Source organism: Intestinibaculum porci, from assembly GCF_003925875.1.
GTDB lineage: Bacteria > Bacillota_I > Bacilli_A > Erysipelotrichales > Coprobacillaceae > Intestinibaculum > Intestinibaculum porci.
On the sequence record NZ_AP019309.1, the window covers coordinates 205923 to 226737 of the forward strand.

At 41.0% G+C, this 20815-nt stretch carries 20 protein-coding genes; 14 read left to right on the top strand and 6 right to left on the bottom strand.

Going from position 1 to position 20815, the window contains the following annotated elements:
• Nucleotides 1-65: 65 nt before the first annotated feature.
• The 4 genes from SG0102_RS01065 (at nucleotide 66) to SG0102_RS01080 (ending at nucleotide 4945) form a co-directional block, all read left to right on the top strand.
• Complete coding sequence (locus SG0102_RS01065) at nucleotides 66-1184, top strand: IS110 family RNA-guided transposase (protein WP_157982940.1); 1119 nt, start codon at nucleotides 66-68, stop codon at nucleotides 1182-1184.
• Nucleotides 1185-1667: 483 nt separating this feature from the next.
• Nucleotides 1668-2939, top strand: coding sequence for a tyrosine-type recombinase/integrase (locus SG0102_RS01070; RefSeq protein ID WP_157982941.1), 1272 nt, complete (start codon nucleotides 1668-1670; stop codon nucleotides 2937-2939).
• Nucleotides 2932-3933, top strand: a complete 1002-nt coding sequence (locus SG0102_RS01075) for a tyrosine-type recombinase/integrase (protein ID WP_125118236.1) — start codon at nucleotides 2932-2934, stop codon at nucleotides 3931-3933. The genes SG0102_RS01070 and SG0102_RS01075 overlap by 8 nt, the downstream gene beginning before the upstream one ends.
• On the top strand, nucleotides 3920-4945 hold the full coding sequence (locus tag SG0102_RS01080; RefSeq protein ID WP_269461209.1) for a tyrosine-type recombinase/integrase: 1026 nt from the start codon (nucleotides 3920-3922) through the stop codon (nucleotides 4943-4945). Before SG0102_RS01075 ends, SG0102_RS01080 begins: the two co-directional genes overlap by 14 nt.
• A gap of 63 nt (nucleotides 4946-5008) precedes the next feature.
• Here the strand turns inward: SG0102_RS01080 and SG0102_RS01085 are convergent, their stop codons facing one another.
• Nucleotides 5009-5605 carry a hypothetical protein gene (locus SG0102_RS01085; RefSeq protein ID WP_179951180.1) on the bottom strand — a complete coding sequence of 199 codons (597 nt, stop codon included), beginning with the start codon at nucleotides 5603-5605 and terminating at the stop codon, nucleotides 5009-5011.
• A 346-nt stretch (nucleotides 5606-5951) separates the two neighbouring features.
• Here SG0102_RS01085 and SG0102_RS01090 point away from each other — a divergent pair, with 346 nt between their 5' ends.
• The 4 genes from SG0102_RS01090 to tnpC all read left to right on the top strand — a co-directional run bounded on the left by SG0102_RS01090 (nucleotide 5952) and on the right by tnpC (nucleotide 9089).
• Nucleotides 5952-6347: a hypothetical protein gene (locus SG0102_RS01090; RefSeq protein WP_125118211.1), complete on the top strand. Its 396-nt coding sequence runs from the start codon at nucleotides 5952-5954 to the stop codon at nucleotides 6345-6347.
• A complete protein-coding gene (gene tnpB / locus SG0102_RS01095; protein ID WP_125118210.1) occupies nucleotides 6340-6678 on the top strand; it encodes an IS66 family insertion sequence element accessory protein TnpB in 339 nt (112 codons plus the stop codon). Before SG0102_RS01090 ends, tnpB begins: the two co-directional genes overlap by 8 nt.
• Nucleotides 6679-6811: 133 nt before the next feature.
• Complete coding sequence (locus SG0102_RS01100) at nucleotides 6812-7180, top strand: hypothetical protein (protein ID WP_125118209.1); 369 nt, start codon at nucleotides 6812-6814, stop codon at nucleotides 7178-7180.
• A 52-nt stretch (nucleotides 7181-7232) separates the two neighbouring features.
• Complete coding sequence (gene tnpC / locus SG0102_RS01105; protein ID WP_157982939.1) at nucleotides 7233-9089, top strand: IS66 family transposase; 1857 nt, start codon at nucleotides 7233-7235, stop codon at nucleotides 9087-9089.
• 383 nt (nucleotides 9090-9472) lie between these two features.
• Here tnpC and SG0102_RS15925 read toward each other — a convergent pair whose 3' ends face one another.
• From SG0102_RS15925 to SG0102_RS01120, 3 genes are read right to left on the bottom strand one after another with little or no spacing between them, the layout of a single operon-like run.
• Complete coding sequence (locus SG0102_RS15925; RefSeq protein WP_125118238.1) at nucleotides 9473-9772, bottom strand: helix-turn-helix domain-containing protein; 300 nt, start codon at nucleotides 9770-9772, stop codon at nucleotides 9473-9475.
• On the bottom strand, nucleotides 9747-9953 hold the full coding sequence (locus SG0102_RS01115) for a hypothetical protein (RefSeq protein WP_125118239.1): 207 nt from the start codon (nucleotides 9951-9953) through the stop codon (nucleotides 9747-9749). Before SG0102_RS01115 ends, SG0102_RS15925 begins: the two co-directional genes overlap by 26 nt.
• Nucleotides 9954-9987: 34 nt before the next feature.
• Nucleotides 9988-10887, bottom strand: coding sequence for a hypothetical protein (locus tag SG0102_RS01120; protein ID WP_125118240.1), 900 nt, complete (start codon nucleotides 10885-10887; stop codon nucleotides 9988-9990).
• A 339-nt stretch (nucleotides 10888-11226) separates the two neighbouring features.
• Between SG0102_RS01120 and SG0102_RS15620 the strand changes: the two genes are divergently transcribed.
• The 3 genes from SG0102_RS15620 to rnmV all read left to right on the top strand — a co-directional run bounded on the left by SG0102_RS15620 (nucleotide 11227) and on the right by rnmV (nucleotide 15077).
• Nucleotides 11227-13509 carry a hypothetical protein gene (locus SG0102_RS15620; protein ID WP_125118241.1) on the top strand — a complete coding sequence of 761 codons (2283 nt, stop codon included), beginning with the start codon at nucleotides 11227-11229 and terminating at the stop codon, nucleotides 13507-13509.
• A gap of 321 nt (nucleotides 13510-13830) precedes the next feature.
• Complete coding sequence (locus SG0102_RS01130) at nucleotides 13831-14292, top strand: transposase (RefSeq protein ID WP_125118242.1); 462 nt, start codon at nucleotides 13831-13833, stop codon at nucleotides 14290-14292.
• A gap of 257 nt (nucleotides 14293-14549) precedes the next feature.
• Nucleotides 14550-15077 (top strand): ribonuclease M5, encoded by a 528-nt coding sequence (gene rnmV, locus SG0102_RS01135; RefSeq protein WP_125118243.1) that lies wholly within the window; start codon nucleotides 14550-14552, stop codon nucleotides 15075-15077.
• Nucleotides 15078-15242: 165 nt separating this feature from the next.
• On the opposite strand, the gene SG0102_RS01140 is transcribed toward rnmV, so the two are convergent.
• The gene (locus SG0102_RS01140) at nucleotides 15243-15743 is read right to left on the bottom strand and encodes a transcription repressor NadR (RefSeq protein ID WP_125118244.1); all 501 of its coding nucleotides are present in this window, start codon (nucleotides 15741-15743) and stop codon (nucleotides 15243-15245) included.
• An 11-nt stretch (nucleotides 15744-15754) separates the two neighbouring features.
• Complete coding sequence (locus SG0102_RS01145; RefSeq protein ID WP_125118245.1) at nucleotides 15755-16468, bottom strand: DUF554 domain-containing protein; 714 nt, start codon at nucleotides 16466-16468, stop codon at nucleotides 15755-15757.
• Between the two features lie 198 nt (nucleotides 16469-16666).
• Between SG0102_RS01145 and SG0102_RS01150 the strand changes: the two genes are divergently transcribed.
• Genes SG0102_RS01150 through SG0102_RS01160 form a run of 3 tightly spaced genes read left to right on the top strand, consistent with a single transcriptional unit; the run spans nucleotide 16667 to nucleotide 20795 of the window.
• A complete protein-coding gene (locus SG0102_RS01150; protein WP_125118246.1) occupies nucleotides 16667-17641 on the top strand; it encodes a carbohydrate kinase family protein in 975 nt (324 codons plus the stop codon).
• Nucleotides 17642-17655: 14 nt separating this feature from the next.
• Nucleotides 17656-19968 (top strand): alpha-amylase family protein, encoded by a 2313-nt coding sequence (locus SG0102_RS01155; protein WP_231999832.1) that lies wholly within the window; start codon nucleotides 17656-17658, stop codon nucleotides 19966-19968.
• Nucleotides 19968-20795: an HAD family hydrolase gene (locus SG0102_RS01160; RefSeq protein ID WP_125118247.1), complete on the top strand. Its 828-nt coding sequence runs from the start codon at nucleotides 19968-19970 to the stop codon at nucleotides 20793-20795. Before SG0102_RS01155 ends, SG0102_RS01160 begins: the two co-directional genes overlap by 1 nt.
• Nucleotides 20796-20815: the final 20 nt, after the last annotated feature.

A 20815-nucleotide genomic window follows, 5' to 3' on the forward strand; every position in this document is an offset into this window, starting at 1 on the left:
ATTAATACCTCCAGGTACTATATATTTTAGCAAATATACATATATCCTGATGTTCAATACATCGCTTGAAAGGGATAAATACGGAGCTTATATGTGAAAGTCACTTATTTGTTAACAACACGGCTGTAGAAGGCGCTACTGGAGCTATTATTTTAGAAAATAAAGTAAATGCTAGTGCAAAGAAGATTGAAGGATTTATTGACAAAATCAAAGGCATGAGAGTTGATCTTAATGATGCTGATTTCATTGTTGGCTATGAGTCCGGCTGCTTAGGTTATTCACTTTGTAGAGAACTGAAGGATCTAGGAATTGAATGTGTTATTTTAGCAACTTCAACGATCCAGGGAGCCGCTAAAAACAAAGTAGTTAAAAACGATAGAATGGATGCGCGTATGATCGCAACCAATATCAATAACTCACAATGTAAAAGAGTTCACATTCCAACACCTGAAGAAGAAGCAGTTGCTAATTACATGAAAATGGTTGATCAGCATAAAAATGCACTAAAAGTTATTAAGCAGGAAATAAACGCTTTCGTACTTCGCTTAGGCTTTAGATTCCCTGGCAAGAGTACATGGACTTTAAAGCATATTAAATGGCTTCGCGAGCTAGATCTGGATGGCTATAACAAGCTGACTCTTGAAGAATATCTACACGATTATGAGACAGCCAAAAATAACTTGGAAAGACTTGAACAGAGTGTTGTTGAGCTTTCACAAGATGAAAAGTACAAGGAAAAAGCTGATAAGCTTAAATGCTTTAAGGGTATTAAGGAGAAGACTGCTATGACTATGATTGCCAACACCTTTGATTTTGACCGATTTAATAGTGCCAATGCTTTCGCTGCTTATCTTGGTTTAGTGCCTGGTGAGAATTCCAGTGGTCAAAAGGAGAACAATACCTCGATCACCAAGATGGGAAACAGCTATATGAGAAAAGCAATGGTAGAAGCAGCAAGAGCATGTGTTAAAGGTAAAATTGGTTATAAAGGCAAAGCATTAAAGGCAAGACAGGCAGGTATGAGTGCAGAAATTATCGGCTATGCGGATAAAGGGACTGAACGTATTCAAAGGAAATATCACAAACTTTTAAACCGAGGTATGCCTTTAAATAAGGTTATTACAGCCTGTGCAAGAGAGTTTTCATGCTTTGTATGGGGAATGATGACTGGAAACATCTATTAGCAAAAAAGTTACTCACACAAGGAACTATTCTTAGTAATGGTTATTCACAAATCTACTTATTGCCTGTCTGGTGAACATATCGGATAGGAAAAGACTAAATATTAAAAGAAAGGAATGAAGTGCAGTCAGAGAAAATAAAACATCGATGACATAGATGAGTCTCAAAATGGATAGCAGGTCTGGCTATCTACGTTTCACCTCTGAAGGATCAGCATTGGGTGATATACGGCCATATGGAGCCCATAGACGCTGATAATCCGCGCTAGGAGATTATAGGGCCTTTTCGACTGGACCATTAACATGCTTAATCCACGAATAACAGGTTGGTTAACTGTCGAATAGATCTACTTTTGGGATTCTTCTATGTCATTGATGGAAAAACTGAATAAGAATCTGCAAAGTTATTCACAGTATGATTAAGATATTAAAGCTTTATCCACAATGGTCAAGTGGGCTTACTGCAGAATAAAATGTGGATTCGATATGAAGTATAAATTTTCTCTTGACAAAGGTCACTTCATAACAGGTGAGGAAATGTATACAGTTGCTGAACTGTGCGAACTATGTATGCAGGCAGCTATCAGTGAAGACTTTACCGAGCTCACCAGAACACGCTATGAACGCACGGTAAAACGAATCTTAAAATTTGCCGAGAATCATGGATACGTTGAATTCAGCGAAGAGTTTGCTGAAGATTATATCGCTAATGGTGGCTCTGATAATTACGGCTGCTATAAGGATGGAAGATATTCAAAACGTGATAGGCTTCGCTTTATGAATCTCTTTCGTGAACAAGTTTATGAAGGCCAGATAATTTTTCGTGTGTATGGAAAGACCAGACTTGAACCTGACACCGATTACTACCGCAATGAGCTGGAAATGTTTGTACGCTATCTTCATGCTACCGGCATTGAAGAAAATACAGTACTTGCATATAGATTTCCAGTATATAGGATGTTTCAATACTATGAGATCAATCAGATAATGGACACGTCACAGATCACTGTTGAAAGCATGCCGGACTTGTTCGAATACCTTAATCGGTTCTTCAGTCCGCATGGAGGGCTGAAAAACGCTTTATGCGGTCTAAGAGCTTATGCAAGATATGCCGAGCGTGACGATCTTCTTTCATTCTTCAGCACGCTGAAGCCAAGATCTGAAAAGAAGATCATTCCCTGCCTGAATAATGAAGAGCGTGAATCATTAGTGGATGTCCTATATTCAGGCGATATTCTTCTGCGTGACAAGGCTATCGTTCTTCTCTCTCTGACGATTGGCATAAGAGCGTGCGATATTATTGCCCTTGAATTTGATAATATTGACTGGCATTCAGGTACAATTTCATTTGTTCAGGAGAAAACAAATAATCCCGTCAATGATCCAGGACTTGCAGCCGTTCTTAATGCCATTTATGACTACATCGTCAATGAGCGGCCAAGAGTGTCATGCAAAAATATTTTTCTCAGAAGTTTTGCACCCTATCGCCCGCTTACTGATCATTCAGCGATTTACGGCATCATCAAAAGAGTCTTTACGAAAGCCGAAATATCATTTGATAAAAGAATATGCGGTACGACATTTCTGCGTCATAACGTCACCACCCATATGCTAAGACAGAAAATACCCCAGGAAGTCATCGCATCAGTTGTCGGACATGCAGATGTTAATACAACGAGCATTTACATGAGCGCCGATGACAAGGAAATTGCGGAGTGCATGCTTCCAATGATCAAGTGTGGTGTTACGGATGAGTGAAGTTATTTTTAAAAGCAGTATGGCCGAGAAGATTGAAGGCTTCATAAGGTTTAAGCGCAGCCAGGGATACAAGTATGATGTAGCACCCATATACACCCTTAGATATTTTGATGAATACTGCCTCACTCATGGCAACCCGACTGAATACAGCGAGCGGCTTGTCACCGGCTTTATAATCCATTTTCAGGAAAAGAGAAATTTTAAAAAATGTGACTTCATCAGCACACTGAGGGAAATGGGATCTTATTTACGTGCCACAGGTAATTCATCTGCTTATGTTCCCGGCAAGGAATTTCAGACCAAAAGGCATGTAAAGAACGTCTACGTAATGTCAGAAGAGGAAATTATCGCCTTCTTTGGTGAGATGGATAGATACTACTATGAAAAACGTGATGATCAGAGCGTCTGTCATTGTGGAAGAAATTTTGTCTATCCAGCATACTTTCGTCTTCTCCATGCAACAGGTGTTCGAACATTTGAAGCCAGATGGCTGAAGTCATCTGATGTAAATCTTGATCAGAAGTACATTGATATAATGAACTCCAAGGGAAACAGGGACAGAAGGCTCTACATCAGAGATGATCTTGCTGACTATCTTATCAAGTATCATGAACAGATCATTAGAATGTTTCCTGATACGGAATGGTTTTTCCCGTCTGTAGAAGGAATGAAATGTGAAAATGCTGGAGCCTTTGCTGCATTCTTCAATAAAATTTGGAAAAAAACGCCATTTTACATTGAAGGTGCCAAGCATCCGACGCCGTATTCGCTGCGCCACCATTTTGCAACGGCCAACATTATTAGATGGGCCTCCAACGGCGAGGATGTTCATGCTCATCTCCCATACCTGATGAGAGCCATGGGACATAGTGAAATTGAGGCTACGTATTATTACGTGCATCTGGTCCAGGAGCACTATGGAATGATTAAAGAAAAGTGTTCAGAACTCGAAGATCTGTTTCCAGAGGTGATCAAATATGATGAAAATTTCTGATGATTCGTTAAAGTTTTGGAAGATTTCACGTGACTATCTTCACAGCTATATCAGCCTGGTTTCTGGGTGCTCCAAAGAGACGCTCAGGTCGTATAAGACATCGATGAACAATTATATTGACTTCATCGAGAAAACATACGGAATTAAAAGGACTGAAATGACATTCGATATCTTCTCGCGTGATAAGTTTGAGGAATACATCAAATGGATGAAGACAGATAAGCAATATTCTGTTGACACAGTCCGACTGCGAATAAGTGCCATTAGATCCTTTCTTGAATATGCCGGATCTGTGGATATTGAACTGATGCATTATTATGTGTCAGTTGCCAAAGTTAAGCTTCCCCGAAAGGTGAAGAAACCAATTTTATATCTGACAAAGGAAGAAATGAAGGCAATCCTTTCTGCTACGGATGGCGATACGAAACTTCATCGAAGAGATAGGATCATTGTCATCCTTCTCTATGCTCTCGGCTGCAGAGTATCTGAAATTACCAGCCTCATGCTATCATCATTACACCTGAACTGTAATGACCCATATGTAGTCGTTCATGGTAAAGGAAATAAAACGAGACATGTGCCAATATTTGATAATACAATTGATCATCTGAATGAATACATCAGGGAATATCATCCTGATAATGTGGAGGCGCCTTTATTTTATTCTTATTACAGGGGTGATAAGCGAGAGCTTTCTGATGACACCATTGAACGTGTTTTAAAAAGAGCCGCTGATGTCGCAAGAAAAGAATGTGAGTCAATTCCTATGAAAATCCATGTGCATCTTATAAGAAAGACACGTGCAATGCATCTGTTTCAGCAGGGAATACCGCTTATTCTTATATCCCAAATGCTCGGCCATGAACAGGTTTCTACAACAACAGGTTTCTACGCATTTGCGACTTATGACATGATGGTGAATGCAGTAAAGAAAGCCAATTCTGATCTTGCGGAAGAGCCTGTTAAATACAATGTAAAGGATATTGAAGAATATCTCTGTACGCTGGACTGAACAATATGATAAATTGATTAACCCGAAGATATTTTTGAAAGTGCCGATAAATTCATCGCTTTTCTAAATCTTCGGGTTAAATATTTTTGCGTGATAATCTGTTAATATAGAACCTATATTATCGATAAATACATCAGGACCCAGAAGGTTTTCAATATAGTCGATGCCCTTCACCATTTCCTCAGCTGTCTTCTCATCATGATAGACTGCCAGGAATACGCCACCGGGCATAATTTTAAAGGTCTGAATAAATGGGCCATTGGAAACATCGTTATAGACAGTATCCATTAGGATATAGCCAACGGGATGATCCATCACCTGATCAGTATTCTTGCCGTCATCATCATGGATCTTCACGCTATGATTGATGTTATACTGTGCGGCCACCAGCGGGTTGTAATCAAGAAAGTCCTTGAACGTTCTGCCGATAAGATAGCTGCTGTCCTTACGCTTTCTGTACTGATTGGCACGTGCCTTGGGCATCTTCCTTCTCTTGACCTGGTTTCTCAGATCAAGACAGTTGATTCCAAACTGTTCAAAGGCACCCATCTCAATATAGTTGTAGAGACACTTCTCAGAAATATTGAGCTCCGGATGCTCAGTAATAATGGCATATGGAGACTTGCCCTGTTCAAGCTCCGGCTTGATGATGTCGGCCATCCACTGAGCCTCTGAATAGGTGAGGTTAAAGCCGGTTCTTGAATCCTTTAGCGTGTACTCGTACGCCCTCTGGGCGGCTTCCGCTCTGTAGTAGTACTTAGTGAACCTGCAGCTGGGTGCCTTAGGACATCCGTTGCAGACGCCAGGCGATCTGTCCCTTCTGTTGCACCTGAACTTCTCATAGTCAGGACAGTCAGGAGGATCCTGACGCTCGGCCTTGCATGATCGTAAGCGTATGAGGTAATATCCATGAAATTAGTTATGCCTTCTATTAGAATTATTAATGTATCAAATTATTCTAATAGGGAGGCTTTTGCATATGTATTTTTCGGAAAAGGATTGCAAAATGATCATTAAATGGACTGGCATTATTGAAAATCAGGGAAAAAGCGGTCTTTCCTTAGCTAAATGGTGTACCAAAAATAATGTTGGTTTAAGTACACTGTCACATTATAAAAAGATTATCAGGGATCTCATGATAAAACACGGAATCAGCACCTACAGTGATTTAAGATCACTGGCAGAGCGCAGCTGCCAAAACAATAATATTGACCCGTATCGGGGTGACGGCAACGGCACTTTTTATTCTGTTGATTTAAATGACAGTTCTCCTCAAACCGGTAATAGCGTCTCCAAATCGTCAGGAGTGAGACTTCAGAAGAATGGATTTGTCATTGAGATTGATTCACATTTTGATGAAGAAACGCTGACAAGAGTTATGGCGGTGGTTAAAAATGCTTAGAGAACTGACAGGCATCAAAAGAATTGTAATAAGAACCGGAAAGACTGATCTGCGCAGAGGCATTACCGGTCTGGCTTCAGTTATAGCCGCTGAATATCATATGAATCCGATGGAAAAAGGAACCATTTATCTTTTCTGCGGTGGCAGAAGAGATCGTATCAAGGGGCTTCTTTACGAAGAAGGCGGATGGGTTCTTATCTATGTCCGACTTTCAAAAGGAAGTGCCTTTCAGTGGCCTAGAGATGATCAGGAAGCTCGTGATATAACGCGTGAACAGTACGAAAGACTGTTGGACGGATTTACTTTGGATGGTACAATAAATAAGCGCTGATAAAGGAAATATCACTCCTCTGATGGTAATTCAAAACTGAACAATATAGTGATATTATATTCGCTTAATATCACTATTATCTTGAATTTTAGTCTTCATAGTGTTATAATAGTATATAGGACGAGGTGATGGAATGGCTATCATCAAACAGACCAACAAGACTACAGGCATTACCTATGTCTACGAGTCTAAGAGCTACTGGGATCCTGAAAAGAAGCAGGCTCGCTCCAAGCGAAAGCTGATCGGAAAAATTGATCCCGAAACCGGCAAAATGGTCCCCACCGGCAAAAAAGGTCCACAGAAGAAAAAGAGCGGAGAACCTTCAGCTGCCGAGAGGAGACAGTCAGCCGAATTAGCCAGACTGAAAAAGGAAAATATGGATCAGATGATATTAATCACTGATCTTCGCAAGCAGATAGAATCATTAAGCAGCCAGAACACAAAATTAAAGCAGCTGATTAGTGAGATCAGACAGCTAACCGTATCGTCAGAGGAGATCTAAACGTAACACTATGAAGGCAGACAGCGCATATTTTAAACAGCAACTGAATAAAATGAGTTATGCGGACCTGATTGCGGTTGCTTTAAAATATTATGAAGAGTGCTGCGGATTACGTGCCGAACTGGATGAATTAAAAAACACATTCAGCTACACAGCCGATGAGCTTAAGAAGGTTAAAGCCGAATGCGAAGATCTAGTTATAAGAGTTAACACTCTTAATCATGAGAATACCAGACTTCAGAATCAGACGGATGAGCTCAAAAAGAATCGCTTTGGAAGAAAGTCTGAAAAGATGAATGGCAAAATCCACGATGATGAGTTTAGCGACCCTCTTTCGGAAGAAATGAATGAAAGCGACTGTGATGGTAAAAAACAGAATAATAATGACAGCCAAAAATCCAGGAAAATAAAAAGACCTGCCTGCAGGCAGCTAAACAGGAAAAAGAAGACCAGACAGATACCAGAAATAACGATTATTGACTTTGACAGGGAGCGTATCGATAAAGAATACGGCTACGGCAAATGGACATTAAAAGGCTGGAACATATCCGAAGAATTTATGTTTATTCCAGGAAATCTCTACAGGGTATATGTCAAACGCCCAGTGATCAGAGTCTATGACGATGATGATACTAATGATTTACGCGAAGTGGCACTGCCGGTTAATAAGCTGATGTTAAGGAGCAAGGTTACGCCTTCACTGCTGGCTTTTATCATGTCTTTCAAATTTGTGCTGGGAGTTCCCCTGGCAAGGCTGTCAAGGGTTCTGTCATATCAGGGAATCAACCTGTCAAAAGAGATAATGTCAGACTGGGTCATTAAATGCACTGACAGATATCTAAAGCCAGTCTATAGCGAGATAATGAGACAAATGGCCTGCCGGACATACACCCAGATTGATGAAACCTATCTGGAAGTCATCAATGACGGAAGAAATGCGGGAAGCAAAAGCTACATATGGTGTCATATCACTGGCGAATTTGAAGAAGAGCGGCCGCTGGCAGTCTTCTGCTTCGAGCTGACAAGATCAGCGGATCACCTTCTTGAGTTCTATGCGGATCTTAACGACGGCACAATCCATCTGACATCTGATGCCTACAGCGCCTATTATAAGCTGGCTTCGGAGAAAAAGGATCATGTAATACTCGGCGGGTGCTTTATGCATCTGAGACGCAGACTGTACAAGGCATATGAAGTGAAATTTAAAGCGGTAAAGGATAAAGAGCTTCTTGAGGAAAGCCCCGAAAAAAAGTGTCTCGATATGATCGGTGATCTTTACAGCGCTGATGATGATGCCAAAGAACTTACCGCCAAGGAAAGAGCTAAAGTCCGAGACGAAATCGAAAGACCGCTTGTCGATGCATACTTTGATTATATCAAGTCCCTTGATATCAGCAGCGGCACTTTTAGTGAGGAAATGGAGGATGCGGTGAGCTACAGCCTCAATCATGAGGATGCATTCAGAGTGTTTCTTGATGATCCAATGGTTCCAATCGATAACGGTGAATGCGAACGCAAGATTCGTAATATAGCCATGGTCAGAAACAATAGTCTGTTCTGCTATTCCATCGGCGGCGCTGAAACGCTCTGCATCATTATGACGCTTATTGAAACTGCCAAGTCAAACGGCTGCGATCCGCATACGTATCTGGAATATCTTTTCGAAAGCTCACTTGCCCATGCCAGCGTCGATATTAGCGAATATATCGATGAGATGATGCCCTGGTCAAGCGAATACCAAAAATTCGAGGAAGAGAGGTTCAGCAGACCGTTAGGGAAAATACCAGACTTCTGCACTGAAGAGCCTGAAATGCCAGTTAAAGCTGATGTGGATACTGCAAGAGCTGAAAGACGACACGCAATGATGACAGAAAATATAAATAGCACAACATCCAGGCCAGCGGCTTAACAGCCGCCGGCCTAGGAGTGCTTGTTTTGGGTTTTATTAATATCCCGGGCAAAAAGAATTGCCTTAATCGATTAATATGCAGCCTGCTGAAGACAGCTGAAAGATCATAAATCTATGCAAACACTAACCAGACATAGTACCGCTAGCAGATCAGACTATGAAGTTATATCTTTATTACACTGATCCAGCCCGCAGCAGCCTTCAGGCATAACAAAAAAGTAAAATCAATACTCTGAATAAGATGTCATTAATATAACTTAGCCAAATTAAACACCCCCGGCAACACTGTTAGCAGCAGTAGCTGGGGGATTTCCATTAAAAGTTATATTTATTCAAGTTAGAGAGTAACCGGTTTAAAATCAAAAATCATGCTTATATAGATTTTAAATTATCATAATTTTGTAATTATGGATATTTAATCTAACGCTTACGCATGATCTGCCGTGCTTGCATTTCTTGTAGTTGGCGCATTCATGAGGAGCCTTGCAGGGGGATCCCGAAATGATTCTATGATTCTTGATCTCCTTGGCGACGGTTGTCGGGTCCTTATTAATGACCTTGGCAATCTGAGCCTTGTTAAGGCCATTCTTGGTACCGTCCTCGATCGTCACACGAACCTTAAGGTTCATGTGCTTCTGATAGCCGCAGGTCTCGCTGTTACTTTTTCCCATTACTATCACCATCCTGCAGACTCATGCGGTAGCAGTACTCAAATACCGTATAGGGATAGAGCCTTCTCATTAATGAGTCCTCATCGATTCCGGAGCGCCTTCTGCTGCGTTTCCTTCCGCTTGAAGGGTGACCGGCCCCTCTGTCTTCCTGACCTGCTTTTGAAGCGGTCAGCTTATCACTAATATCTGACATTTTTAATGCCACCTCCTTGATGTTCTTCTTGCTTTCAGGCAGTTTCCTGCTTCTCTACAAAGAAATTTAACACTTTAGGGGCGTGGAGGCAGTTTTCCCATGTTGGTGAGGCAAAAACCCCTTCAGGCCCGAGGTGGCAACTTTTTAGGCTCTTGCCGGTGAGGCCGATCTTCTCCGTCATGAATCTGTTCCTGTAAAAAAAGGCAAAGTGACCGGTGATAAATGAGCAGATGAGTTTAGAAAGTAAGCTGTCACTTGCCTTGCCGCCTTGAAGCCTGCAGCAGAGATGATTAAGAAGCCTGCCCAGACGGCCGTGAAAGGCTTCAGGCCGAACATGATCATGAAAAATCAGATGCAGGCATAAATGGATGTCAAAAAGATTTTCCTTTATGAAGGGTATGACTCCAGGAGGAAATATTGCATGGGTCTTGCCGAGCTTTTTTGAATAGATGCGCTGTACCTGAAACGCATATGGGGTGTCGACGATGTTTACGGTCTTTTTATAGTGGCCGTATTTTATCCAGTCGCTGGCACCCTCATCGGAAAGGCCGGGAGTCATTTCAGCTATGTCCTCTGCCGAGAAGCTGGCAAGGATATATGAATAGGCGGCATTGATAAAAAGCATGATGTCATAAGCAAGCTCAGTTGATGAAAGCTTGGTGCTGTAGAGCTTTTCTGTCAGCCCGGAAAAGAATGAACCGTCAGAGCGTGCTAGAAGGTCTGCAGAAAAGCTGTTGTTCCATAGGCACTCTGAACTGTAGCTAAAAAAGCTGTCATCAGATCCGCAGTCAGCGCTGCTCTGATTTCTTATTGATCTTCTGAAGATGGACATAACATTACTTTTGATTGTATCTTCGCTCCTGTGAGCGTTCTTGGCTAAAAGCCTGCTGATGCTTTTGCACTTGAAAACAGGCGATTCATGTATTACTATCATATTGTCTTAATCGGACAGGTGATGAGAAGCTTACCAGGGCATTAACTCATCATCTTTTTTTGTCCTCTGCCTCCAAACTGAATTTAATCCTTCAATTATCAAACATGTTAATTTTATCACATTTTGAAATAACTGAACGAGTAAATTCATGAAAGACATTAGGTTCCAGAAGTGAATGACATAATTCATATTAGAAATGTCTAACTGGAATTTCGAAAATCATTTGACGTTATATATTCATAATTAAATTTATCTTCCTCCCTCATTTTCAGTTTATTAGAGATGTAGTATAATGTATTTATATTAATACAAACATTGATAAATTGAGAGGAGGTTACTATGAACAAGATTATGACAATGGTGTTGTCTGTTATGATAATGATTACAATGCTGTATACTCCGGTATATGCATCAGATAACAGCACTGAACAAACATATGAACTTAGTGGTATAATTGCTGAAGATACTGTTTTAGATAAAACGGATGGGAAATACGTAATTACAAGTGATGTTTCAATCAAAAATGGCAGTACAGTAACAATTAAACCAGGTGTAACTGTTGAAGGAAATAATTTCAGGATAAGGGTTTATGGGAAAATAGACATTAATGAAGCTAATTTTAATAATGTACAGTTGGAGGCAGATAATACAGGATCTGATCCATGTACCATTACTATGAACAAAAGTACATATATTGGCGGAAGACTATTGTATCCAACAGGATACTCTGCTCACGTCTATTTGAATTTAACAAATAATAGGTTCTATAACTTGGAAGGGTACAGCTACATATGGTATCCTGCAGATGTTGCTTATATTACGGGAAACTATTTTGAAAATTGTGGTGCTCTAAGCATAGGTAGCGAAGAGGATGTGTATGTAACTAACAACACCTTTTATCATATGCATGCATTATCAAATGGCGATAAATATATTATAGAGGACTGGGCACAATATTACTCCAATCTTTATGTTGAAAAAAACAGCTTTTATGATGATTCCCTGGTTCTGAAGTTAAGCTCAGATGGGAAGATGATAGCTAAAAACAATTTTTGGAACACAACTTCTTCTAGTTCCATTTCATCACGGATTAGTGATGGAAACACAAATTTGAACTTGAAAGAAACCATTGAGTACGAACCATTCCTTACAGAGCCAGATCCTAATTCTCCTAATATAGAACATTTATATAATGATGGCGAAATAACGGTTCAGCCAACGTGTCTTGAGGATGGGGAGAAGACGTATACGTGTTTAAGCTGTGGCGAGACTAAGACAGAAACCATCCCGGCGCTCGGTCATAAATGGAGGGAAGATTACACCGTAGATAAAGAACCATCCTGCACAGAGGTTGGAAGTAAATCTATACATTGTTCGGTTTGTAATGCTATTAAAGAGGGTACAACAGTTGAAATACCTGCACTTGGTCATGCTTGGAGTGATCCAATTTTTGACTTCAGTTCTGATGGTAAAACAGCGACAGCAACAAGAATATGCATTAACAATTCAATTCATAAAGATACCAAAGATACTACTATTACTAGTCAAGTAACGAAGGAACCAACCTGTGAAGAAAATGGTGAAACTACTTATACTGCGAAAGTCACATTTGATGGAAAAGAGTATTCTGATACGAAGAAGTTAGTGGACATTGCGGCAATCGGCCATAAATGGGGTGATGTTTCCTACGTTTGGTCAGATGACAATAGCAAGTGCACGGCGACCAGAATTTGTCAGAATGACAACAGTCATAAGCAGGCTGAAACAGTAGGTACAACATCAGAGACGACAAAAGCAACCTGCGAGACAGCTGGAAAGACGATCTACACTGCGAACTTTGGTAATGAGGTATTCAAAACCCAGAATAAAACAGTAAAGATCGAAGCGATCGGTCATGATTTTTCCGATGAGTGGACAATCGATCGTGAAGCAACTTGCACAGAGAATGGAATCAAATCGCATCATTGTTCAAGGTGTGATGCAAAGTCTGACGTAACAGAAATACTGGCATTTGGGCATTCGTATGTACCGGGAACCATCAAAGCGACTGTCACCACCGATGGAAAACATTTTGATAAATGTGAACGCTGTGGAAACGTTATAAATTTGATAAGCATCCCCATGGCATCAAATATTGGTCTGTCTGACACACAATATATCTGGGATGGTAAAGTTAAAACACCAACACTTTATGTGAATGATTCAACAGGAAGAAATATTAGTACAGCTAACTACTCATTCACAGAGCCGTCTGGTAGGAATAACGTTGGTAAATACACTTATACTATCTCATTCAGAGGGGATTTTTCCGGAACCATTAATCAGTCCTTTGCAATATACCCTGCTAAGGCTGCAATTAAGTCAATTAAGGCTGGCAAGAAGAGTATAACGGTTACTGCAAAGAAAAAGCCTGCTAAATATGGCGCAAAGTATATGCAGATTGCTTATAAGCTGAAAGGAACTAACAAGTGGAAGTACAAGACAACCACGAAAAACAAAAAGGTGGTAAAGAAATTAAAAGCAAAGAAGTACTATTATGTGAAGGTCCGTACATACAAAAAGGTCGGTAATGAGACTTATTATGGAGCGTGGTCTAAGCAGAAACGAGTTAAAGTTAAATAATCCATATAAGCTCGGTCGGGAAACTGGCCGAGCTTTTGAGGATTAATAGGGGCAAATAGGAAGGTTAAAATCAATGGAATATTGAATAGACCAAAATATTATGCTAAGCTCGTGTCAGGAGAGGAGGAATGTCATTGAGGGATGATAACAGAAAGGTGTCCTTATCAGATTTTTATTGTGAGGATTGTGGCATTCGTTTGACACTTCCTCGACCCCGCAACAAGCAGAGAAACAATGGGCATATCAAAACCATGTGGTGCCCTAGATGTAGAAGGGAAACACAGTTTATTGAAGTAAGGGAATGCGACTTCGGTTTGGAGTATGTCAAGCAGTGGGAGGACCCTTTTATCGGGTAATAATGTCTTAACCCGAATCCGGGTTAAGACAGACAGAGGCTCTGAGTTTACAGACGCTGAGCATCTTGAGCATAGACCTGATGGTTCATTTAGATGCCCGGTCTTCTACTGTGATCCTATGCGTTCCAACCAGAAAGGATCACTGGAAAATAAGCATCATGAAGTCAGATATATATTTCCAAAATCAGAGAAAGATTTAAGAAAATTAGGACTGATCGATCAGGATTCGTTAAGAATAGCTGTTAATAACATCAACTCTTATGTGCTTAAGGATAAACACGGTAAAACACCATATGAAATCGTGCAGTTCGCCGCTCCAGATCTCTATGAGGCACTCAAGCAACATGGCTATCATCAGCTGGACAAAAACCAGATCAATTTGACTAAGCATTGTTTGCTTGACTATAAGAAAAAACATCAAAAATAAAAATGGAAGTTAGTCCTACTCCTAAGGGAGTGGTGCTAACGTCCATATTTTCGCTGTTACTGAAAATATTAAAATTATAAACAGGAATCACTTAATTCTAGGGCATTTTGAAGTAAGCAAATCAACTAAATACCGTTAGGTGAAAGAGTAAGTTCCTTAAAAATGGAATTAAAAAATATCGAGAATTTAACTTTTCAGTTCAGCCAATAAATATTGCAGGAATGCTTTGAATCGCTTATAGTGGGGGAGGTGATAAGATGAAAAGAATTAAAGAAGTTGTGGTCGTTGAAGGCAAGACCGATACGGCCACGTTAAAACAGTTATTTGATGTCGATACGATTGAAACCCATGGCAGTGCGATTAATAAAAAAACGATTGATCTGATTAAAACAACCGCGCAAAACCGTGGCGTTATTATTCTGACGGATCCAGATGGACCGGGCAAACGCATCCGCGATAAAATCGTTCAGGCGGTGCCTAATGCGAAGCATGCTTTCGTTGCCCAGAAGGATGCCCGCGGGAAAAAGAAACTCGGGATCGCCGAAGCCCGTCATGATGCGATTATTGAAGCAATCGAAAATGCGGTAACCTTTGAAGAAAGTGAACCATCACTTTCCTGGAGTGAATTTATTGATTTAGATATTATGGGCAATAAAGCCAAACGTCTCTATATTTATCAGTATTTCCATTTAGGTTATGGCAATGTGAAGACGCTCTTTAAACGTCTTAATATGGTCGGCATTACCAAAGCGCAAATAGAAGAAGCACTCGCTAAACGTCAATAAGGATCCACTCGCGTGGATCCTTTTCAATACAAAAAAGTCCCCACTTAGGTCGCTGTTTTAAAACTGAAGCGTGGGGGGCACTGTTGAAAATATAATATCTTCACATTTTATGCTTGATAATTGATTTTTGCTTTTTATCTGATCTCCTGAAAAGCAAATTTATATTCATTCAAGGTAGAGAAAGCCATGCTCTTTTAAAGCCTGAACAATAAGGTTATAGACATCTTCGCTAGCGACGGTGATCGTATGTAAGTGAACACCGTTGGTTAGTGAAGAAAGAGGGCTAGCCTGATTGTCTTTGACTTTCTGCATAAACATCTGCACATCATGACGGGAACGCAGCTGCAGATTCCCTTTGATTTCGCCATAAAGGGGATGGTCCACAATCACGTCATTGACACAGCCGCCATAATCGACAATCAGATTGAGCTCTTCTTCCATTTGGCTAGGCTGATGACAAACGGCAATGGTGTGTATAATACCCTGGCTGTTTTCGATCATATAGCCGCGCGGCGTGGCGATGATGGCATGGCCAGCAGCGCGTAAAAGTGCGACATCACCGACAATAATCTGACGTGAAACATGTAAGCTTTTGGCGATTTTTGCGGCCGATAAAGGCTGACTGCTTTGAGCGATGAGATTGAAAACTTGTTGGCGTCGATCCATAATATCACCTCCTAAAATAATGAAAAGATAATGGCGACGATTAATGAGGGCAGAAAATTAGCAACGCGGATATGACGATCCGAAAGCAAATTGATACCGACACAAAAGATCAGAATCGAACCGACGAATGAGATATTGTTTAAGGCGGCCGTTGTCATTAACGGCGCGAGTAAGCTCGCTAATAGGGTAATACTGCCTTGCAGTAACCCAACTGACACAAAGGCGAATAAACAGCCTTTGCCCATTGTGGCCGTCATAACAATAATAATGGTAAAGTCTAAGACTGATTTCGCAATCAGGGTATCGGGATTATGGGCAATCCCATCCTGGATCGATCCAACGATTGCCATCGCGCCAATACAGACGACTAAGGATGCATTGACAAAGGCAGAGGTAAAATCGGGATCCTTGGCGTTACCGCTCTTTTCTTTGAGAAAGTCGCCTAGGCGTCCAAAAAGCGCTTCAATATTAAGCAGTTCACCAATGAGGCCGCCAATCACTAAGGATAAAATCATCATCATCGAGTCCTTGGTTGTTAAGGAGCCGTTGCTGATCACTAACATCTTTGACAAAGCCCCGCCGATGCCTAAAAAGAGGGTACCGAGGGCGCAGGCTTGCATCAATGTTTCCTGAATACGCTGTTTTAAAAAGGAACCGAAAATGAGTCCGATGAGTCCGCCGGCGATAATGGCGCCGACGTTAATCAAAGTTCCGAGTCCGGGCATAGAAGTCACCTCACATGGGGAGATTATACCATAAAAAGACGCTTTTTTATTTTCGATTTCATGCATTAAATAGCATCAACCATTTTCATAAAATAAAAAAAACCCGGCTTTTTTATTTTATGAAAGAGCAAACGCTTTCATATTTTTCAAAAATATGATAGAGTTTTCATAGTCAAGAGAGAGAGGAAGAAAAGACAAATGAGCGATTTGAAACAATATGATGTTGTAGCTTTAGGAGAGCTGCTCATCGACTTTACACAAAATGGTATTTCCGACCAAGGCAATCCACTCTTTGAAGCCAATCCTGGCGGAGCGCCATGTAACGTTTTGTCAATGCTGACAAGATTTGGTAAAAAAGTAGGCTTCATTGGCAAGGTTGGTAAAGATGGCTTTGGCACACAGTTAGCCGAAGCGATCAAGGAACAGGGAATCAGTACGGATGGCTTATGTTTCGATGAAGAAATTCATACGACATTAGCATTAGTCCACAAGTTACCTAACGGTGACCGTGATTTTTCTTTCTATCGTAAACCAGGGGCAGATGTCAATCTGAAACCTGAAGAAGTGAATACGGAGATGATTAAAAATGCCCGTTTATTCCACTTCGGAACGTTATCATTAACTGATGAACCAGTGCGCAGTGCAACGAAAAAAGCAGTGGAATGCGCAGAAGAAAATGGCTTAATCATTTCTTTTGATCCAAACTTAAGAGAACCTTTATGGGATAGTCTGGATGATGCGAAAAAAGCCTTTGACTATGGCATGAAACATGCTTCAGTCTTAAAGATTTCCGATAATGAAATCTTATGGTTTACCGGCAAAGAAACCTATGATGAAGGATTAGCTTATTTACGAGAAACATATCCTAATCTGAAGCTGATCTGCTTATCATTAGGCGGTGACGGCAGCCGTGCTGTTTACAAAGATGTAGATATTACTGTTCCAGCCTTCCTGCAGTCTGGAACCATTGAAACCACAGGAGCTGGGGACACATTCTGTGCCTGCGTTTTAAATGGTGTACTGGAATATGGTATCGATCATTTAAATGAAGACAATCTGAAAACCATCATCACTTTCGCTAATGGTGCAGCAAGTATGATTACCACCAAGAAAGGTGCCTTACGAGTAATGCCTCAGGTTGATGATGTTAAAGAATTTATTAAAAACTTTTAGGAGAGGTGAATGCAGTGATTGATCCAAACTGGGAACCAGAGTTCAAAGAACGTCTGGAGAAAAACTATGATGAATTAAAGTGGTTATACGCCGAAATTTATAATAACAATGAACAGGCATTTAATTATTTCTGCTCTATGCTGCATCAGTATTATCAGGAAAGAAGTCCGGAATTAAAAGAATGGGACGAAGCGCGTGAAGCTGTTCCTGACTGGTATCGCGGTAACGATATGGTTGGGGAACTGATGTATACACAGTGCTTCAATAAAAACTTAAAAGGTGTTAAAGAAAAGCTTCCTTATTTAAAGGAATGCCACATTAACTATTTACACTTAATGCCATTATTACAGTCACCAAAAGATCGTAGTGATGGCGGTTATGCCGTTTCTGATTTCCGCAAAGTACAGCCGGAATTAGGAACGATGGAAGACTTAGCTGATTTAGCGAGTGAATGTCATAAAAATGGGATGTCAGTCTGCTTAGACTTCGTTATGAACCATACGTCTGAAGACCATGAATGGGCCGTTCGTGCACGTCGTGGCGAAAAGGAATATCAGGATCGTTATTTCTTCTTTGATAACTGGAATATTCCTGATGAATTTGAAAAGACGGTACCACAGGTCTTCCCAACAACGGCTCCGGGTAACTTCTCATGGTGTGAAGAAGCACAGAAAGTCGTTATGACAACATTCTATCCATATCAGTGGGACTTAAACTATGCTAACCCAACAGTATTTAATGATATGACAGCCAACATGTTATTCCTTTGTAATCATGGTGTCGACATCATTCGTTTAGATGCGGTACCTTATATCTGGAAAACATTAGGGACGAACTGCCGTAACTTACCACAGGTGCATACGTTAGTTCGTATTATGCATATCGCAGCGGATATCGTTTGCCCGGGTACGTTATTATTAGGTGAAGTTGTTATGGAACCTTCAAAGGTTGTACCATACTTCGGAACAGTGGAAAAACCAGAATGTCAGATGTTATACAACGTTACGACGATGTGTACAACATGGCATACAGTAGCGACGAAAGATGTCCGTTTATTAAGACATCAGATGGAATCTGTGTTCGCTTTGCCTAAGCAGTATACTTTCTTAAACTATTTACGCTGTCACGATGATATCGGCTGGGGTCTTGATTTTGACTTCTTAAGACAGTTCGGTATTGAAGAAGTATCACATAAGAAGTTCTTAAATGATTACTTCAAAGGCGCTTTATGGGAATCACAGTCACGTGGTGAATTATACAATGATGACCCACGTTTAGGCGATGCCCGTATGTGCGGGACAACGGCTTCATTATGCGGCATCGAAGCTGCGGTTTATGAAGACAACAAATGGAAATTAAAGATGGCCGTTGATTTAGACATCACATTACATGCCTTCCTGTTTACGCAGAGCGGTATCCCTGTTTTATACAGCGGTGATGAAATCGGTCAGTTAAATGATTACACTTATCATGATGATCCTGTAAAATGGGATGATTCAAGATACTTACATCGTGGTAACCTGAACTGGGAACATGTTGCGATGCGTAACGATTTATCAACGCGTCAGGGTCAGGTTTATCAGGCAATCAAACGTTTAATCGAAATCCGTGCGTCTTATGATGTTTTCGATTCCAATGCCGATACTTGGATCGTTGAACCTTGGAATGATCATATCTTAGGGATCGGTCGTTACTATAACGATCAGAAGCTGATTGCCTTATTCAACTTCGCAGATGATGAACAGACAGCTTGGATCAACGAAGAAGAAGACTATGTTGAATTAATGACTGGTCGCATGATGGAAGCGAAAGCTGTCAATATGCCTCCACATAGCTTCGTTTGGTTACTTCACGACTTTAATCCAAAGAGCATTAAAGAAGAAGCGCCCGATTTTGAAGCCATTAAAAAGATGGAAGCTCAGCGCGCTGCTGATGAAGCTCAGGAAGCGAAACGTGTGGCGGAAGCCGCTGCTAAAAGAGCGGCTGAAAAAGAAGCGGCCGCTGCTCGCGCCGAAGCTGAAGCGCGTGAATTAGAAGCACAGCGTAAAGAAAAAGAAGCGGCCATCGCGAAAGCTAAAGCGGAAGATGCGGCAAAAAAGAAAGCCGAAGCGGAAAAAGCAAAAAAGCTTGAAGAAGAAGCCAAAGCGCGCGTAGAAGCCGAAGAAAAAGAAAAAGCTGCAAAATTAGCAGCGCAGGCAGAAGTTGAAAAGGCGAAAAAGGAAACAGCGAAACCAGCTGCCAAAGCTGCGCCTAAAGCAACTGCCAAAAAGAAAACAGCTGCGAAAAAACCAAGAAGCAGTACAACAAAGAGAAAGGCAAGAAAATAATGGCAGAAAAGTTAATTTTCTTGGACATTGATGGAACATTGACCGAAGCAGGATCGAATGTTCCTCCTGATAGCGCACTGAAAGCGATGGAATTAGCCAAAGCTGCCGGTAATAAGGTCTTCTTATGTACCGGCCGCAATGTCGGGATGCTTTCGCCACTTCTCAAATATGGATTTGATGGATTAGTAGCACTTGGCGGCGGATATGTAACCGTTGGAGACGAAGTCATCTTTGATTGTCCGATGACAAATGAGCAGCGAGATATCGCGTTAGATGTCTTAAAGCGTAATGGGGTATTTAGAACCATTGAAGCCCGCGATGCTACATTCGGGGATGAAAGCTTAGGCGATTTCTTAAAAGATGCCGATGGCGGCAACTCAGAAATCGAAAGATGGCGTAAAGCCTTAGCAGAAGGATTAGGCATCCGTCCAATCAGTGAATATGATGGACGTCCAATTTATAAAGTAGTAATTATGTGTACTCAGAGTTCACAGCTGGATGAAGCGAAAGCGTTATTAGAAAAAGATTTCGCCTTCATGATCCAGGATGTGTCTGCGCACAACTGTCTGAATGGGGACTTAGTCAATCGGAAATTTGACAAAGGACAGGGAATTAAGCGCATCTGCGAAAAACTCGGTGTACCAATTGAAAATACGTATGGTTTTGGCGATTCGATGAATGATAAAGAAATGATCGAAACCGTTGGCACCAGCGTCGTCATGGAAAACGGCTCACCACAGTTAAAGGCGATTGCCGACTTAGTGACCGATTCCGTTACTGATGACGGTCTTTACAAAGCTTTTGAAAAGCTTGGTTTGTTTGAATAGGTGAAACCACAATTTTGTGT

Bases quoted from the DNA above. Each gene is read 5' to 3' on its own strand.
- SG0102_RS01120 (WP_125118240.1), bottom strand. From the start codon at position 10,887: ATGATAGTAATACATGAATCGCCTGTTTTCAAGTGCAAAAGCATCAGC.
- SG0102_RS01150 (WP_125118246.1), top strand. From the start codon at position 16,667: ATGAGCGATTTGAAACAATATGATGTTGTAGCTTTAGGAGAGCTGCTC.
- SG0102_RS01075 (WP_125118236.1), top strand. From the start codon at position 2,932: ATGAGTGAAGTTATTTTTAAAAGCAGTATGGCCGAGAAGATTGAAGGC.
- SG0102_RS01090 (WP_125118211.1), top strand. From the start codon at position 5,952: ATGATCATTAAATGGACTGGCATTATTGAAAATCAGGGAAAAAGCGGT.
- SG0102_RS01145 (WP_125118245.1), bottom strand. From the start codon at position 16,468: ATGCCCGGACTCGGAACTTTGATTAACGTCGGCGCCATTATCGCCGGC.
- tnpC (WP_157982939.1), top strand. From the start codon at position 7,233: ATGAGTTATGCGGACCTGATTGCGGTTGCTTTAAAATATTATGAAGAG.
- SG0102_RS01160 (WP_125118247.1), top strand. From the start codon at position 19,968: ATGGCAGAAAAGTTAATTTTCTTGGACATTGATGGAACATTGACCGAA.
- SG0102_RS15925 (WP_125118238.1), bottom strand. From the start codon at position 9,772: ATGGTGATAGTAATGGGAAAAAGTAACAGCGAGACCTGCGGCTATCAG.
- SG0102_RS15620 (WP_125118241.1), top strand. From the start codon at position 11,227: ATGAACAAGATTATGACAATGGTGTTGTCTGTTATGATAATGATTACA.
- SG0102_RS01115 (WP_125118239.1), bottom strand. From the start codon at position 9,953: ATGTCAGATATTAGTGATAAGCTGACCGCTTCAAAAGCAGGTCAGGAA.
- SG0102_RS01140 (WP_125118244.1), bottom strand. From the start codon at position 15,743: ATGGATCGACGCCAACAAGTTTTCAATCTCATCGCTCAAAGCAGTCAG.
- tnpB (WP_125118210.1), top strand. From the start codon at position 6,340: ATGCTTAGAGAACTGACAGGCATCAAAAGAATTGTAATAAGAACCGGA.
- SG0102_RS01070 (WP_157982941.1), top strand. From the start codon at position 1,668: ATGAAGTATAAATTTTCTCTTGACAAAGGTCACTTCATAACAGGTGAG.
- SG0102_RS01080 (WP_269461209.1), top strand. From the start codon at position 3,920: ATGAAAATTTCTGATGATTCGTTAAAGTTTTGGAAGATTTCACGTGAC.
- SG0102_RS01130 (WP_125118242.1), top strand. From the start codon at position 13,831: ATGTCAAGCAGTGGGAGGACCCTTTTATCGGGTAATAATGTCTTAACC.
- rnmV (WP_125118243.1), top strand. From the start codon at position 14,550: ATGAAAAGAATTAAAGAAGTTGTGGTCGTTGAAGGCAAGACCGATACG.
- SG0102_RS01085 (WP_179951180.1), bottom strand. From the start codon at position 5,605: ATGGCCGACATCATCAAGCCGGAGCTTGAACAGGGCAAGTCTCCATAT.
- SG0102_RS01100 (WP_125118209.1), top strand. From the start codon at position 6,812: ATGGCTATCATCAAACAGACCAACAAGACTACAGGCATTACCTATGTC.